This window comes from Terrabacter lapilli, assembly GCF_039531305.1.
Lineage (GTDB): Bacteria > Actinomycetota > Actinomycetes > Actinomycetales > Dermatophilaceae > Terrabacter > Terrabacter lapilli.
In genome coordinates, this window is the sequence record NZ_BAAAPU010000007.1 from 76561 (window position 1) to 91159 (window position 14599).

At 72.3% G+C, this 14599-nt stretch carries 13 protein-coding genes; 7 read left to right on the top strand and 6 right to left on the bottom strand.

What is annotated here, in order from left to right:
* Positions 1-60 precede the first annotated feature (60 nt).
* Positions 61-1995 carry an N-acetylmuramoyl-L-alanine amidase gene (locus ABD241_RS08215; RefSeq protein ID WP_344060383.1) on the bottom strand — a complete coding sequence of 645 codons (1935 nt, stop codon included), beginning with the start codon at positions 1993-1995 and terminating at the stop codon, positions 61-63.
* A gap of 275 nt (positions 1996-2270) precedes the next feature.
* On the opposite strand from ABD241_RS08215, the gene ABD241_RS08220 reads away from it, so the two are divergent.
* Positions 2271-2888: a hypothetical protein gene (locus tag ABD241_RS08220; RefSeq protein WP_344060386.1), complete on the top strand. Its 618-nt coding sequence runs from the start codon at positions 2271-2273 to the stop codon at positions 2886-2888.
* Between the two features lie 130 nt (positions 2889-3018).
* Here ABD241_RS08220 and ABD241_RS08225 read toward each other — a convergent pair whose 3' ends face one another.
* Positions 3019-5076, bottom strand: coding sequence for a M4 family metallopeptidase (locus tag ABD241_RS08225; protein ID WP_344060390.1), 2058 nt, complete (start codon positions 5074-5076; stop codon positions 3019-3021).
* Between the two features lie 208 nt (positions 5077-5284).
* Positions 5285-6004 carry a molybdenum cofactor guanylyltransferase gene (gene mobA, locus ABD241_RS08230; protein WP_344060393.1) on the bottom strand — a complete coding sequence of 240 codons (720 nt, stop codon included), beginning with the start codon at positions 6002-6004 and terminating at the stop codon, positions 5285-5287.
* Positions 6005-6042: 38 nt separating this feature from the next.
* Here mobA and fdhD point away from each other — a divergent pair, with 38 nt between their 5' ends.
* The 3 genes from fdhD to ABD241_RS08245 all read left to right on the top strand — a co-directional run bounded on the left by fdhD (position 6043) and on the right by ABD241_RS08245 (position 7733).
* A complete protein-coding gene (fdhD, locus tag ABD241_RS08235) occupies positions 6043-6891 on the top strand; it encodes a formate dehydrogenase accessory sulfurtransferase FdhD (protein ID WP_344060396.1) in 849 nt (282 codons plus the stop codon).
* A 75-nt stretch (positions 6892-6966) separates the two neighbouring features.
* Positions 6967-7305, top strand: a complete 339-nt coding sequence (locus ABD241_RS08240) for a YciI family protein (protein WP_344060399.1) — start codon at positions 6967-6969, stop codon at positions 7303-7305.
* A 14-nt stretch (positions 7306-7319) separates the two neighbouring features.
* Entirely contained in the window at positions 7320-7733 is a 414-nt protein-coding gene (locus ABD241_RS08245; protein WP_344060402.1) for a VOC family protein, read from the top strand.
* 27 nt (positions 7734-7760) lie between these two features.
* Here the strand turns inward: ABD241_RS08245 and ABD241_RS08250 are convergent, their stop codons facing one another.
* Positions 7761-9398 (bottom strand): ABC-F family ATP-binding cassette domain-containing protein, encoded by a 1638-nt coding sequence (locus tag ABD241_RS08250; protein WP_344060405.1) that lies wholly within the window; start codon positions 9396-9398, stop codon positions 7761-7763.
* Between the two features lie 35 nt (positions 9399-9433).
* Positions 9434-10627, bottom strand: a complete 1194-nt coding sequence (locus tag ABD241_RS08255) for a molybdopterin molybdotransferase MoeA (protein WP_344060408.1) — start codon at positions 10625-10627, stop codon at positions 9434-9436.
* Between the two features lie 99 nt (positions 10628-10726).
* Here ABD241_RS08255 and ABD241_RS08260 point away from each other — a divergent pair, with 99 nt between their 5' ends.
* Entirely contained in the window at positions 10727-11152 is a 426-nt protein-coding gene (locus tag ABD241_RS08260; RefSeq protein WP_344060411.1) for a DUF3237 domain-containing protein, read from the top strand.
* On the opposite strand, the gene ABD241_RS08265 is transcribed toward ABD241_RS08260, so the two are convergent.
* A complete protein-coding gene (locus ABD241_RS08265) occupies positions 11139-12512 on the bottom strand; it encodes an L-serine ammonia-lyase (protein WP_344060414.1) in 1374 nt (457 codons plus the stop codon). The genes ABD241_RS08260 and ABD241_RS08265 overlap by 14 nt on opposite strands.
* A gap of 361 nt (positions 12513-12873) precedes the next feature.
* Between ABD241_RS08265 and ABD241_RS08270 the strand changes: the two genes are divergently transcribed.
* Both ABD241_RS08270 and ABD241_RS08275 read left to right on the top strand, forming a co-directional pair.
* Positions 12874-13545, top strand: coding sequence for a hypothetical protein (locus tag ABD241_RS08270; RefSeq protein WP_344060417.1), 672 nt, complete (start codon positions 12874-12876; stop codon positions 13543-13545).
* Positions 13546-13647: 102 nt separating this feature from the next.
* On the top strand, positions 13648-14337 hold the full coding sequence (locus tag ABD241_RS08275) for a class F sortase (RefSeq protein ID WP_344060420.1): 690 nt from the start codon (positions 13648-13650) through the stop codon (positions 14335-14337).
* Positions 14338-14599: the final 262 nt, after the last annotated feature.

Consider the following 14599-nt stretch of genomic DNA (forward strand, 5'->3'; position numbering starts at 1 on the left):
TCGAGTGGGCACTTTGCTGCGTGCGAGGAGGTGCCTAACGGGGCCTCTCGACGGGTGGAGCTACTGGGCCGGGACGACGTCGACGTCCGCGGCGCGCACGAACGCGAAGCGGTGGCCGAGCGAGATCTGGTAGTAGCGGTCCTGCCCGACGACGTCGACGTGGTCGTTCGGGGTGTCGGGTGAGAAGGTCACGGCCCGGTAGTAGTCGGTCGGGACGGTGAGGTCGCCGACGGCATACCGCTGGCCCGGGGCGAAGGTGTACTGCAGCGGGGCGAGCGCCTGGACCGGGATGCCGGCCGGGTAGGCGGACGCCTCGGGGTAGGCGCGGCCGTAGACGGGGGCCTTGGCCAGGCCGGCCTTCGGCACGACGTACCAGCCCTTGACCGGGACGGCCGTCGGGTCGGCGGCCGGGTTGAGGAACCAGCCCTTGACGCCGTTGAACCAGATCGCCGTCCAGTCACCCTGGCGGTCGGCGACCGCGAAGGTCAGGCCGGCCTGGGCGCGAGCGCCGATGTCGGAGACCGACGTCGTCGACGGGGCGCCGTTGGCCTTGCGGCCGATGTCGCCCACGAGCGGGGCCGATTCGGACGGGGAGGTGTGCAGGTAGACGAAGTTCGTCGGCTGCGAGCCGCAGCTGTCGGCCGTCTTGCCGTCGCAGAAGGTCACCGTCTGCCGGTTGTCCTCGAAGCCCGGCAGGATGCGGACGAGGTCCTTGGCGGCGCCGGAGGTGTGGGCCTGCAGCGGTGCGCCGAGGAGCTGGAAGTAGTGCTCCCAGTTCCAGTAGGGCCCCGGGTCCCAGTGCATGCCGGCGACGTTGGCCGGCGTCACGCCGGGGATCTGGTCGTGGCCGAAGATGTGCTGCATGTCGAGCGGGATGTCGTACTTGTCGGCGAGGTAGCGCACCAGGCGCGCCGACGAGCGGTACATCGGCTCGCTGAACCACTGGGCGCCGGTCGCGGCGAAGCCCTCGTGCTCGAGGCCGATCGAGTGGCCGTTGATGTACCAGTTGCCGGCGTGCCAGCCCACGTCCTTGGGGTCGAGGTGCTGGGCGATGTGGCCGTCGGAGCTGCGCAGGGTGTAGTTCCAGGCGAGGTAGTCCGGGTCGGACACGAGCTTGAGCGTCGTGTCGTAGGTCGCCTCGGTGTTGTGGATGACGATGTTGGTGATCTTCGGCGCCACCGGGCGGTTGGCGAGGTCGTGGTTGCCGTAGTCACCGGCTCCCGGGCCGGTCTTGGCGTAGGGCGCCGGCACCCACTCGCAGTCGAGCCCGGGCGGGCAGTCGACGTCGCCGCGGTTCTGCTTCTTGAGCAGGCCCAGCTTGTCGACCTGCGCGGCCTGCGGCGTCACGGCCGAGGGCAGCAGCGAGACCTGCTTGCCGTCGACGGTCGTGCGGGAGGCGCCGGCCCGGATGACGGAGTACGTGTCGTCGGCGAACGCCACGGCGACGTCCTGCTCGGCCGACCCCGAGGCGTCGGCCACGGCGGCGTACCACTGGCCCGCGTCGGTACCCTCGCCGGTCGGCAGGCCGAGGCGCTTCTGCGTGGCCGCGAGCAGCGCCGCGCCGCCACGGATGTTGGCCAGCTCGTCGGTGCGCAGGGCGTCCTCGGACAGGCCTGTGAGCGTCGCGGCCCGGCCGAGGGTGTCGGCGGCAGGTGCGGGGGCTGGAGCGGGGGCCTCACCGAGGCCACGGCCCTCGGCGGCCGAACCGAGGTTCGCGTCGACGAGGTGCATCGGGCCGTAGCCGCCGGAGCTGCTGTGGCCGGGGTTGAAGTCCCAGCGGGTCTGCGCGTAGGACACGGCCTCGAGGACCGTGCGGGGCACACCGAACTCGGCCGAGGCGGCGGTGAAGGCGCGCTCACGGCTGGCCGGGTCACTGCCCGCAGCGCTGCCCGCCGTGCCGGCCGACGGGTCCGCAGCCTGCGCCGCCGGCGAGCTCAGGGCCATCCCCGCGGAGACCGCCGCGACGGCACCGAGCGTCACCAGGGACTGGCGCACCCTGCGCCTCCCTGGTGTTCGGCGTGCTGGAGAGGTGGGTATCACTCGATCGTCCCTTTCGTGTCGTGGCTCCAGGATGCTGAGCGCCGGTGTGGGTCCACCGGTTGCGAGGTCCTGGGGTGGTGGAGAGTCCGGCCTGAGTCCGGGACAAACCTCCGATACCGAGCATTCCCGCGCACTCCGAGGCCCGCCACTTGAAACTCCCCGCGACTCGCCCGACCGTTACCGCCGGGTCGTCCCTGCGCCGCCCCCTCCGAGGCCGCATCATGGGAGGCATGGGTCGCGCGGACCTGGGTGTGGGCCTGGCCGTTGCAGCACTGCTTCTGGGTGGATGTGGCGGTGGTGCGTCGTCGACCCCCCTCGACCCGAACACCGGCCGGACCACCGGGTCGGCGCCGGCGGGCACGTCGCCGCCCCCGCGCTCCGGTGCCGGTAGCGGCGTCGGCAGCGAGGCGTCCTACGGCCCGCAGTTCCCGCTGACGCTGCGCCGCACGGGTGGCAGCGCCGGCTTCGACGACAGCGTCGTGCTCGATGCCAACGGCCGCGTGCGCGTCGATACGCGCTCGGTCCACGGGCGCGTCTGCCGGCTGGAGCCCGGCCTGAAGAGCCAGCTGCTCTCGCTCCTGGCGACCCTCCGCCTCGGGACGGGCACCACCTCGGCCACCGACCCTCCGGCCGAGCAGACCACGCCGGTCGACGGCGGCGTCGCCGAGAGCGACCCCATCACCATCTCCGTCACCGACGACCGCGCACGCTCCATCGACCTCAGCGACCCCTCACTGGGCGAGATCTCCGGCCTGGTCGGGACGCTCGTCGGCGACGTGACCCTCTCCGTCCCGGCGGTGACGCGCTGCACGACCCCGACGGCGACCTCGGTCGCGCCCGCCCCCTGAGCGGCGCGCGACACCCGCACGACGCACGACACCCCCCCCACGACGCACGAGGTCGGTATGCCGCCAGGGTGACCCGGCGGCATACCGACCTCTCGGTGTGGTGCGTCTCAGGCGAGCGCGCCCGTCAGCCTCAGAAGTTCGTCGAGACGTCGTCGACGACGAAGCTCGTCTGGAGCGACGAGTCCTCGGTGTCGGCGAACTTCAGGGTGACGTTCGTGCCCTTGTAGGCGGTCAGGTCGATGGTCTTCTGCGACCACGTGGCCTTGGGAGTGGACAGGTTGGAGTAGCTCTGCTTCGTGACGCCGTTGATCTGGACGGTGGCGGTGTCGTAGGCCGAGCTGGTCGACGTCTCCGCGGTGTCGATGCGGATCCAGTAGGTCAGCGTCGGCGAGGTGGCGGTCGACGGGACGGCGAAGGTCTGCGACTCGCTCTCCGAGCCCGAGGTGCCGTTGCCGCCGAGCCACAGCTTCCAGGTGCCGCTGTGCGCCGGGCGGCCCGTGTTGTTGGTGATCGGGCCGTTGGTGCCGGTCCAGCCGGTCTGGCCGGACTCGAAGCCGCCGTTGGTCAGCGAGCCGCCGGTCGGCGGGGGCGTCGTGCCACCGCACGTCTCGGTGCTGGCCGGGGCCGAGATGGCGCCCATCGCCTTGTCGACCGCGGTGCACTCGGCCGAGCCGGCGCCGTAGAGGTCCTTGGCGGCCTTGATGACGCCGGTCCGGGCGGCGGCGTAGTTGCTCGAGGAGGTCAGGTACGTCGAGAGCGTGCGGTACCAGATCTTCTCGGCCTTGACGTGCCCGATGCCGGTCACGGTCGAGCCGTCACACGTGGGGCTGTTGTAGCTGACGCCGTTGACCGTCTTGGCGCCGGAGCCCTCGGAGGCGAGGTAGTACCAGTGGTTCAGCGGGCCCGAGGAGTAGTGCGGGTCGAGGCTGCCGAGGGTCGAGCTCCAGCAGTCCTTGGACGCGCCGTCCTTGCTCGGCTTGTCCATGTAGCGCAGCGGGGTGCCGTTGCCGTTGAGGTTGAGCTTCTCGCCGATGAGGTAGTCGGGCACGTCGTTGGGGTTGTTGGCGTACCACTCGACGGCCGTGCCGAAGATGTCGGAGGTGGACTCGTTGAGGCCGCCGGCGTCGCCGGTGTAGGCCAGGCCCGCGGTGTTCTCGGTGACGCCGTGGCTCATCTCGTGGCCGGCGACGTCGATCTCGACGAGCGGGGCGGCGTTGTTGGCGCCGTCGCCGTAGGTCATCTGCGTGCCGTCCCAGAAGGCGTTCTGGTAGCTCTGGCCGTAGTGGACGCGGCTGCGGGCGCCGGTGCCGTTGTTCCAGATGCCGGCGCGGCCGAGCTGGGTGTTGTAGTAGTCGTAGGTCTTGCCGGCGCCGTAGTGCGCGTCGACGGCGGCCGACTGGCGGTTGCTCTGCGAGCCGGTGCCCCAGACGTCGTCGGCGTCGGTGAAGGTCGTGCCGTTGCCCGACGTGGCCTGGTTGAGGTCGGTCGTGTAGTTCCCGTGCGTGTCCTGCATCTTGTAGGCGCCGGAGCTTCCGGAGGTCGCGAGGGAGACGCTGCCGACGAAGATGCCGTTGCCCGTGCCCTCCTTGACGTCGTCCCAGCTCGTGAGGGTCTTGCCGGTGTCGGCGTCAACGATGGTGTGCAGGCGGGTCGGCGTCTGGTCGGCCTTGATCCCCTCGGTGACGACCTCGTAGGCCAGCTTGGGGCCGGTGGCCGACTGGAACACGACGAGCTCGCCGGCCGAGGCCTTCTCGTTCTTCGCCTGCGCGGCGGCGAGGCCCGCGGACTGCGCGGCAGCGCGGCTGATCCTCGGCGTGAACGAGGCGGGCGTGGCGTCCTTGCGGATGTTCCACGTGACGCTCCTGACCGTGCCGGAGGCGTCCTTGTGGCTGATGAAGTCGCCGCCGACGACGCGCAGGCCGTTGACCGAGCGCTCGTAGCGCACGTGCGTGCTGCCGTCGGGGTCCGCGATGACGGACTTCACCGTGAGCGTCTCGCCGGTCAGGCCGAGGGCACTCGCGGAGGACGCCGCGCGGGACTGCTCCGTCGCCTTGAGGCTCTGCGACTCGGGAGCGGGCGCCGTGTCGCGCCCCGCACCGGCCGCTGCGCCCGCCGGGATCGCCGGCGAGATGGCGAGGGCGAGGGCCAGCAGCCCTCCGGTCGCCAGCCCAGACTTCAGTCGATTCACTGTTGACTCCTTGTGGGGGATGCGGCACGCGGGCCGCCTCGAAGGTGTGCCGCCATCTCACGAGACTCTGAGAGCTGGCTGGACGAGCGCGACGCTGGCAGCAGGCCGGAAGGGCGGTCAACGGGCGATACGAAGTCTTTGCCGATTGCGCGCCAACTCCTGAGTAGCGCTTGGCGGCAAGGCGATCCGCGCGAGAGTGCGGCTTGGGCTAGCTCCCAGACTCCGCCGGTCCGCCGGCGCCACCCTCGGCACCACCCTCGGCGCGCCCCCGCGCCCGGTCGAGGTCGGCAGGGGTGTCGACGTCGAGCGTGAGGTCGTCGGGGTCGTCGACGGTGACCGTGGGCACGTCGGAGCACAGCTCGCGCATGCTCCTGCCGTATGCGTCGCCGACCTCGTCGAGGCGCGCGCGCAGGGCGGTGAGCCGCCAGGCGGCGCAGAGCCAGTTGGTGCGACCGTCGGCGGTCACCGTGACGGCGAGGTCGGCGGGCTCGCCGAGGTCGGCATCCTGGGGACGGGTGCGGGCGGCATACGCCCTCGGGGGCTCGTCGAGCGCGGCGACGAGGCGGGCGACGTGGTCGTGCGTGACGAAGGGGAGGTCGGCGGCGAGGACGACGACCACGTCCGGTCCCTCCGGTCCCCGGGCGGGCAGCGCCCCGACCGCGGCCGCGAGCCCGGCCACCGGACCGCCACCGGGCACGGGCTCGAGCACGGAGCGTGTGCCGTCCGGGACGCCCTGCGTCGGGCCGACCACCAGCGCCGGCCAGTCTCCGGCGGCCTCGAGCACGCGGGTGACGAGGGGCCGGCCGCCCACCTCGAGCAGCGGCTTGTGCGAGCCCATCCGGCGCGAGGCGCCCCCGGTCAGCACGACGACGACGGGGTCGGCTCGCCCCGCGTCGGGCAGGTCGCTGGGACGTTCGGGGGACGGCACCCTCGGAGTCTGGCACGGTCACGTGGCAGGCTGGCCCCATGGGACGGGTCACCGTGCGGCGCAAGGTCACGACGATCGATCTCGCGACGCCCGCGACCAGCACCCGCCCGGACACCCTGACCGTCGAGGAGCCGCTCGAGCTGCGGGTCAACGGGTCGCCGCTCACGGTGACGATGCGCACTCCCGGCCACGACATCGAGCTGGTCCACGGCTTCCTCATGTCCGAGGGGCTGATCCGCTCCGCCGACGACATCGCGCTCGCCCGCTACTGCGAGGGCGCGGTCGTGTCGGGTGAGAGCGGCTTCGACGAGAACACCTACAACGTCATCGACGTGACCCTCGCTCCCGGGGTGGCCGCGCCGGCCGCGTCCGCGACCCGCTCGTTCTTCACCAACTCCTCGTGCGGCGTGTGCGGCAAGGCGAGCATCGAGCAGCTGCGCGCGCAGTCGGCGTTCGACGTGCGCTCGGACGCCACGGAGTTCGCCGCCAAGGTCCTGGCCGAGCTGCCCGAGGCCCTCCGCGCCGAGCAGAAGTCGTTCGACAAGACCGGCGGGCTGCACGCGGCCGCGCTCGCCACCGCCGACGGACAGCTGCTCGTCGTGCGCGAGGACGTGGGGCGGCACAACGCCGTCGACAAGGTCGTCGGGTGGGCGCTGCAGAACGGCCGGGTGCCCGGCGCCGGCTGCGTCCTCGTCGTCTCGGGTCGAGCGTCGTTCGAGCTGACCCAGAAGGCGATCATGGCCGGGATCCCCTGTCTCGCAGCTGTCTCCGCACCCTCGTCACTGGCCGTCGAGTGCGCGGAGGACGCCGGGATGAGCCTGCTCGGCTTCGTCCGGGGCACCCGCCTCAACGTGTATGCCGGAGCGCACCGGATCACGACCACCTGACTGTCGCGGACCGTCGCGGTTCTGTCGCGTCCCGGCCGCTCCCCCGACCCGCACCCGAGTGACTGGAGGCCCACCGTGGCGATCTTCGCGATCCACTACACCTATCCCGACGACGCGACCGAGATGCTGACGATCCGGCCCGAGCACCGGGAGTGGCTGACCGGGCTGCCGGGCCTGCTCGTCGCGGGGATGTACCAGGACGGGATCGACGAGGTGAGCGAGGCCGAGCCGACCGACCAGGAGCCGGTCAACGCGGCGCTCATCGTCTACTCGGCCGAGTCGCTCGAGGAGGTCACCGCGACGTTCGACCAGGACCCCTACTGGCTCGGTGGCCACATCCTGCGGCGCGTCGTCCGACGCTGGGACCCGCCGCTCGGGCCGTGGGTGGCCGACCCGACGAACTCCCCCGGCTGAGGTCGGGGGCAACCGTGGGCGACCACCCCACCCTGCTGCACACCGTTCTCGACACCACCGACGTCCGCGGCCTGGCGGAGTTCTACCGAGAGCTGCTGGGCCTGAGGTACCGCCACGGCGACGAGCCGCCGGCCGAGGGCGAGCCGGACGACGCCGACTGGCTCGTCCTCGTCGACGGGAACGACACCCGCAAGCTGGCCTTCCAGCAGGTCGAGCGCCTCGAACGGACCACGTGGCCGGAGCCGGACGTCCCCATGCAGCTGCACCTCGACCTCACGGTGCCGAGCATCGCCGACCTCGAGCGGCAGCGTGACCGGGCCGAGGCGCTCGGGGCCGCCCTGCTGCTGGACCGGACCGACGACCCCGACGAGCCGCTCTACGTCTTCGCCGACCCCTCCGGCCACCCCTTCTGCATCTTCGTGGCGTGAGGCGCCGGTGGACGGTCCCGCCGGGTGCTAGAGGCGGGTGACCTGGCCGGCCTCGACGTGCCAGCGCTCGTCGAGGCGGACGTTCTCGAGCAGCCGCCGGTCGTGGGAGACGAGCAGCAGCGCGCCGTCGTAGGACTCGAGCGCCTGCTCGAGCTGCTCGATGGCGGGCAGGTCGAGGTGGTTGGTCGGCTCGTCGAGCACGAGCAGGTTGACGCCTCGCGCCTGCAGCAGCGCCATCGCCGCGCGCGTGCGCTCGCCGGGTGAGAGCCGGGCGACGGTGCTGCCGACCTGGTCGGCCTTGAGCCCGAACTTGGCGAGCAGGGTGCGCCGGTCGGCCGGGCCCAGGTCCGGGACCGCCTCCCCGAAGGCGTCGCCGAGGGTCAGGTCGTCGCGCAGCCCGGTGCGCGCCTGGTCGATCTCGCCGACGGCGACGCTGGCGCCGAGCGACGCGCTCCCCGCGCTGGGCTGGACCCGCCCGAGCAGCAGCGACAGCAGCGTCGTCTTGCCGGCGCCGTTGGGCCCGGTGATGCCGATGCGGCGCCGGGCCTCGACGTGCAGCGACGCGGGCCCGAGCGCCCAGTCGCCGCGGCGCACGACAGCCTCGTTGAGGGTCGCCACGACCGAGCTCGACCGGGGCGCCGCGGCGATGGAGAACTGCAGCACCCACTCCTTGCGCGGCTCCGCCACCTCGTCCAGGCGCGCGATCCGCGACTCCATCTGCCGGACCTTGCGCGCCTGCTTCTCGGCCGAGTCCTGCTGGGCGGCGCGCCGGATCTTGTCGTTGTCGGGGCTCTTCTTCATCGCGTTGCGCACGCCCTTGGACGACCACTCCCGCTGCGTGCGGGCGCGCGCCTCGAGGTCGGCCTTCGTGCCGGCATACGCCTCGTACGCCTCGCGCGCGTGCCGCCGGGCCACCTCGCGCTCCTCGAGGTAGGAGTCGTAGCCGCCGTCGTGGACGGAGACGAGGTTCTGCGCGAGGTCGAGCTCGACGATGCGAGTCACGCAGCGGGCGAGGAACTCGCGGTCGTGCGAGACGAGCACCACGCCGCCGCGCTGGCCGTGCACGAAGCTCTCGAGGCGGTCGAGCCCGGCGAGGTCGAGGTCGTTGGTCGGCTCGTCGAGGAGCACGAGGTCGAAGCGGCTGAGCAGCAGGGCCGCGAGCGCCGCCCGGGCGGCCTGCCCACCCGACAGGGACGTCATCAGGGCGTCGGGGCCGACGTCGAGGCCGAGCTCGGCGAGCATCGGCGGGATGCGCTCGTCGAGGTCGGCGGCGCCGCTCGCGAGCCAGTGGTCGAGGGCGACGGCATACGTCTCGTCGGCCCCGGGGTCGTCGCCACCCAGCGCGGCGGCGGCCTGCTCCATCGCGACGGTGGCGGCGGTGGCGCCGGTGCGGCGGCCGATGTGGTCGGCGACGGTCTCGCCCGGAACGCGTTCGTGCTCCTGGGGCAGCCACCCGACGAACGCGTCGGTGGGCGCTGTGGTCACCGTGCCGGCGAGCGGCTGGTCGACCCCGGCGAGCAGTCGCAGGAGCGTGGACTTGCCGGCACCGTTGGCGCCGACGACGCCCACGACGTCACCGGGGGCGACCGTGAGGTCGAGGTGCTCGAAGAGGGTCCGGTGGGCGTGGCCCCCGGCGAGGTCCTTGGCCACCAGGGTCGCGCTCACCTGCCAAGCCTAGGGGCGCGGCGCAGGTGCCTCGTTCACACCGGGTGCACGACGACGAGGTCGCCCTCGACCAGCTCGTCGACGCCCTCGGGCACCTCGATGAGGCAGTTCGCGGCCGCGAGCGCGGTGAGGTGCCGGGCGTCCGGCGAGGTCACGGTGCCGTCGTCGTGGAGCACGCTCGTCACGAACTGCACTCGGCCCGGGCGGGTGTGCCGGGTCTTGCCGACGTATGCCGCCCGGCCGGCCGGCGCTGCCGGCGCACCGTGACGCCGGTCGAGGGCCGGGCGCACCAGCACGTGGAAGGCGACGAAGGCCCCGACGGGAGTGCCGGGGAGGCAGACGACCGGAGTGGAGCCGTAGCGGCCGAGCCCCTGTGGCCCGCCGGGCTGCATGGCCAGGTGGACGAAGTCGAAGGTCGGCAGGGGCGAGCACACCTGGCGGACCACCTCGTAAGCGCCGGCGCTGACGCCGCCGGTCGTGACCACGAGGTCGACGTGCGGGTCGGCGTCGAGCTCGTCGAGCAGGGCACGCAGCTCGTCGGGCTCGTCGGAGCAGACGGCCACGCGGCGCACGTCGCAGCCGGCGGCCTCGGCGAGCGCGGCGACCATGTCGGAGTTGGACTCGTGGATGCCGCCCGCGCCCGGGTCGGCGTCAGGCGGTGCCAGCTCGGCGCCGGTCGCGACCACGGCGACCCTCGTGGGCACGTGCACCGAGGCGGTCGTGCAACCGGCGGAGCGGGCCAGGGCCAGCAGGGCCGGCGTCACCTCGGAGCCGGCCGCGGCCAGGACCGCGCCGGCCGCCACGTCCTCGCCGCGCAACCGCACGTGCCGCCCGGGCAGCGGGTCCTGCCGCAGCGTGACGCACTCGGGGGCCGGCCCGGTCGGCCGCGCGTCGGTGAGCTCGACCGGGACGACGCCGACCGTGCCCTCGGGCACCCGGGCGCCGGTCATGACCCGGGCGGCCTGCCCCGGGGCGAGCGTGAAGGCCGGAGCCGAGCCGGCCGGCACGTCGCCGACCACGAGGTAGGTGCGCTGGTCCGGCGCACCGGGGCACACGGCATACCCGTCCATGGCGGAGTTGTCGAAGCGCGGGAGGTCGTCGGCGGCGACGAGGTCGGCGGCCAGACGGCGCCAGGCGGTGTGGCGGTCGAGGGGCACCTGCTCGCGCGACCCGTCGCCGAGGAGCCGCTCGACCGCGGCACGGTGCTCGACGACGGAGCGATGACCCATGTGCGCCAGTCTGTCGCATCGGCAGGGGCCCGAGGCGACCCGGTGCACGTCGAGCCGGCGTACCGTCGAAGCAGACGGCCTCTCTCGGAGGAGGACCCCATGCGACTGCAGCACCTGTGCGACGCGAGCTGGACCTACGAGCTGTACGAGGAGGTGCCCGCCTCCGCGGGGCGGGACGGGCGCGTCTACGGGCAGGGCACCGGGACGCTGACGGGCCGGCTGTCCGGGACCGCGACGTGGTCGAACTTCCCGCGCATCCGTCCGGGCTACGCCTCCCCGGACGCACGCGGCGTCATCCACGTGCCGGACGGCGCCGTGCTCTTCACACTGACCGGGCTGTCGTCGCTCACGGACGGCCGCGGTCTCCACGTGCTGACCTTCCAGACCGACGCGCCGTCGCACCTCTGGCTCAATGACGTGCTGGCCCTGGGTGAGGGAGCCATCGACGTGGAGCACCGGCAGCTCGCCATGCGCTACTACGAGTGCCAGGTGGAGCTGCCGTTGCCCGACCTCAGCACTCGATGACGTTGACGGCGAGGCCGCCGCGGGCGGTCTCCTTGTACTTCACCTTCATGTCGCGGCCGGTCTCGCGCATCGTCTTGATGACCTTGTCGAGACTGACGACGTGCGAGCCGTCGCCCCGCAGGGCGGTACGCGCGGCGGTGATCGCCTTGACCGAGGCGATGGCGTTGCGCTCGATGCACGGGATCTGCACCAGGCCGCCGACCGGGTCGCAGGTCAGGCCGAGGTTGTGCTCCATGCCGATCTCGGCGGCGTTCTCGACCTGCTCGGGGGTGCCGCCCATGACCGCGGCCATGGCGCCGGCCGCCATCGAGCAGGCCGAGCCGACCTCGCCCTGGCAGCCGACCTCGGCGCCGGAGATCGAGGCGGTCTCCTTGTAGATGACCCCGATCGCGCCGGCGGTCAGCAGGAAGCGGACGATGCCGTCGCGGTCGGCGCCGTTGACGAAGTTGGCGTAGTAGTGGAGCACGGCGGGGATGATGCCGGCAGCGCCGTTGGTCGGTGCGGTGACGACGCGTCCGCCCGAGGCGTTCTCCTCGTTGACGGCGAGCGCGTAGAGGGTGATCCAGTCCATGCCGCGCAGCGGGTCGTCGCTGCTGCCCTCGAGGCGCAGGCGCCGGGCCAGCTCGGGCGCGCGGCGCCGGACGCGGAGGCCGCCGGGCAGCACGCCCTCGGTCTCGATGCCGTTGCGGACGCACTCCTTCATGACGCGCCAGATCTCGAGGAGCCCGTCGCGCACCTCCTGCTCGGTGCGCCAGGAGAGCTCGTTCTCGAGCATGAGCCGGGCGATCGACTTGCCGGTCTCCTTGCAGTGGGCGAGCAGCTCGTCGCCGGTGCGGAACGGGTGCGCGACCGGCGTCGAGTCCTCGACGATGCGCGTCTCCCCGTCGGCGTCGCCGCCGACGACGAAACCGCCGCCGACGGAGTAGTAGGTGCGCTGCGCGATCGTGGCGCCGTCGGCGTCGAGCGCGGTGAAGGTCATGCCGTTCGGGTGCACCGGGAGGGTCTTGCGGCGGTGCAGCACGAGGTCCTCGTCCTCGATGAAGTCGATGGCGTGCACCCCGAGGAGCGGCAGCCGCTTGGCGGCGCGGATGTGGGCCAGGCGGCTCTCGACCGCCCGCGGGTCGCACAGCTCGGGTCGCTCGCCCGTCAGGCCGAGGATGACGGCCTTGTCGCTGCCGTGTCCGTGGCCGGTGGCGCCGAGGGACCCGAAGAGCTCGGAGCGCACTCGCGCGACCTGCCGCAGCATGCCGTCCTCGCGCAGCCGCTCGGCGAACAGCACGGCGGCCCGCATCGGCCCGACGGTGTGCGAGCTCGAGGGCCCGATGCCGATGGAGAAGAGGTCGAAAACGCTGAGCGCCATGATGTCCTGACTGTGTGTCGTCGTTGACGGCTGCCGCCCGGGGTGGTGGGCGACCGCACGAGCGTACGTCTCCTTGCGGCGGTCATGCACACGTGCGGCGAACTGCGGCGAGACCGCCGCGAACTCGGTGTGCCGGGAGCAAACGCGCACACCTCGCGGCATCCCACCGCATACGGCCGGGAGCAATTCGGCCATAGCGGTCTTATGCCGCGAAACCCCTTGCCCCATAAGCGAATTCGGTTGGAACTCGTCCCAAAGAACGTGCAATTCCCTGTGCTCAGAGGGGTATGTCCGGACTACTCGGGGTTCGAGGCGCCCGGGGGAAACAGGCGCCGACCACGACAAAAGGGGGAAACACAACATGACGCAGTTGACCATCCACATCCCACGCCGGGCTGTGACACTCGTTGCTGCCGGCAGCCTGGCCCTCAGCGGGGCCGCAGCCCTTGCCACGGGGTGGAGCGCCTCCGCGGCCCAGGGCAACGACACGGTGCACCAGGTCTGGGTGTGCAAGTACGTCCAGAAGCCAGGTGTCCGCGAAGTGCTCAAGGGAGGCAAGAACCCGATCTACGTCGACTGGCACTCGCTGACCGGCAGGACGACCGCACCAGAGGTCGGCGACACCTTCTCGGACGCCCAGCTCAAGTCCGTCGTCGTCCAAATCGGCGGCAGCAGTCCTGGAGCACAGGCGTGCGGCGCCGTCACCACGGAGGGCTCGACCACGCCCACGACGTCGAAGCCGACGAAGACGACGCCCACCACCACCACCACGCCTGCGGGCGGAGGTGGCGGTAGCACCGGCGGCAGCATGGGCGGTGGCGCGGGGGGTGCCGGTGGCGTCGGCGGAGGCGCCGGGGGCGCCGGGGGCGTCGGGGGCGTGACGGGGCCGGTACCCGGCGTGGTCGCGCCACACACCGGCGGAGAGGGCGACACCTCCTCGAACGAGGTGCTCGGATCCGGCCTGCTGGCAAGCGGACTCGCACTTGCGGTGGTCGAGGCGATCCGTCGTCGCCGGGAGAACGCCACCCGCTGACGCCTGACGGCTCCCGGCCATCGCGCATCGCGGTGGCCGGTGGCCGGGCGCCCGGGCAACCTGGAGGGCAGAAGGATGCGGCGAGGCCGGGTCACGGTGGGGGTGTCGGCAGCACTGGTCGTAGCCGGCCTGTGGTTCCTGCTGCCGCACCCGGAGGTCGGACCCGCGCCGCTGAGCGCCACCGGCCCCTCGTGGAGCACCCCGGCATCGACGGGCGCCGGCCCCGTTGCCGCCACCCCCTCGCCGCGGACGCGGACATCCCAGACCGCCCAGTCCAGCCCTCGCGGGTCGTGCCGGGTCGGCGCGCCGGCACGGCTGCGCATCCCGACCCTGGGGGTCGACGCGCCCTTCGAACGGATCGGACTCGACCCCAAGGGGCGCCGTGACGCCAGCGGGCAGCTGCCGCTCGGCACGCCGACCGACCGCACCAAGGCAGGCTGGTATGCCGCCGGGCCGCGTCCCGGCTCCGGCACCGGGACGGTGCTCATCGACGGTCACACCTATCGCGACGGGTCGGCGATCTTCCAGGAGGACTTCGCCGGCCGGATCGCCACCGGGCAGCTCATCCAGCTGCGCCAGGACAACGGCTCGACGTGCTCGTACCGCATCACGAGAGTGTGGCGGACGATCAGCTCGGCACGCGCATACCCGCAGCTCGTCGCGAGCCAGCACCTCTACGACTTCGCCGGCCCCGAGCGCCTGCTCCTGGCGACGTGCGGCGGCAGCTGGAACGCCGCCGCCGGCAACTACGACGACATCAGCGTCGTCCTCGCCGTTCCGGCCGAGGCGTGAGCTGCCGGCCCGGCACTCGGGCTGCCCGGGCACTCGGGACGTGCGCAACTCGGCCGAGGACAGGCGGCTCGCCGTGGACACCTCATCGTGGACCGATCGGCGACGGCGCGAACCCCGGATGGCGTCTCCCACCGATTCGGTCAATTACGACAAGTGCGGCCAAATGCTTACGGACACTTGGGAATTTCTTTAACTTTCTCTCCGATATGGCTCGTTTCTTTACTAAACCGGGATAGAAAGACCCTGTTCGGGTTTCAGGCGC

Excerpts from the sequence above, each read along its gene's own strand:
- ABD241_RS08260 (WP_344060411.1), top strand. The coding sequence starts at position 10,727 with ATGCGACTGCAGCACCTGTGCGACGCGAGCTGGACCTACGAGCTGTAC.
- ABD241_RS08270 (WP_344060417.1), top strand. The coding sequence starts at position 12,874 with ATGACGCAGTTGACCATCCACATCCCACGCCGGGCTGTGACACTCGTT.
- fdhD (WP_344060396.1), top strand. The coding sequence starts at position 6,043 with ATGGGACGGGTCACCGTGCGGCGCAAGGTCACGACGATCGATCTCGCG.
- ABD241_RS08265 (WP_344060414.1), bottom strand. The coding sequence starts at position 12,512 with ATGGCGCTCAGCGTTTTCGACCTCTTCTCCATCGGCATCGGGCCCTCG.
- ABD241_RS08255 (WP_344060408.1), bottom strand. The coding sequence starts at position 10,627 with ATGGGTCATCGCTCCGTCGTCGAGCACCGTGCCGCGGTCGAGCGGCTC.
- ABD241_RS08220 (WP_344060386.1), top strand. The coding sequence starts at position 2,271 with ATGGGTCGCGCGGACCTGGGTGTGGGCCTGGCCGTTGCAGCACTGCTT.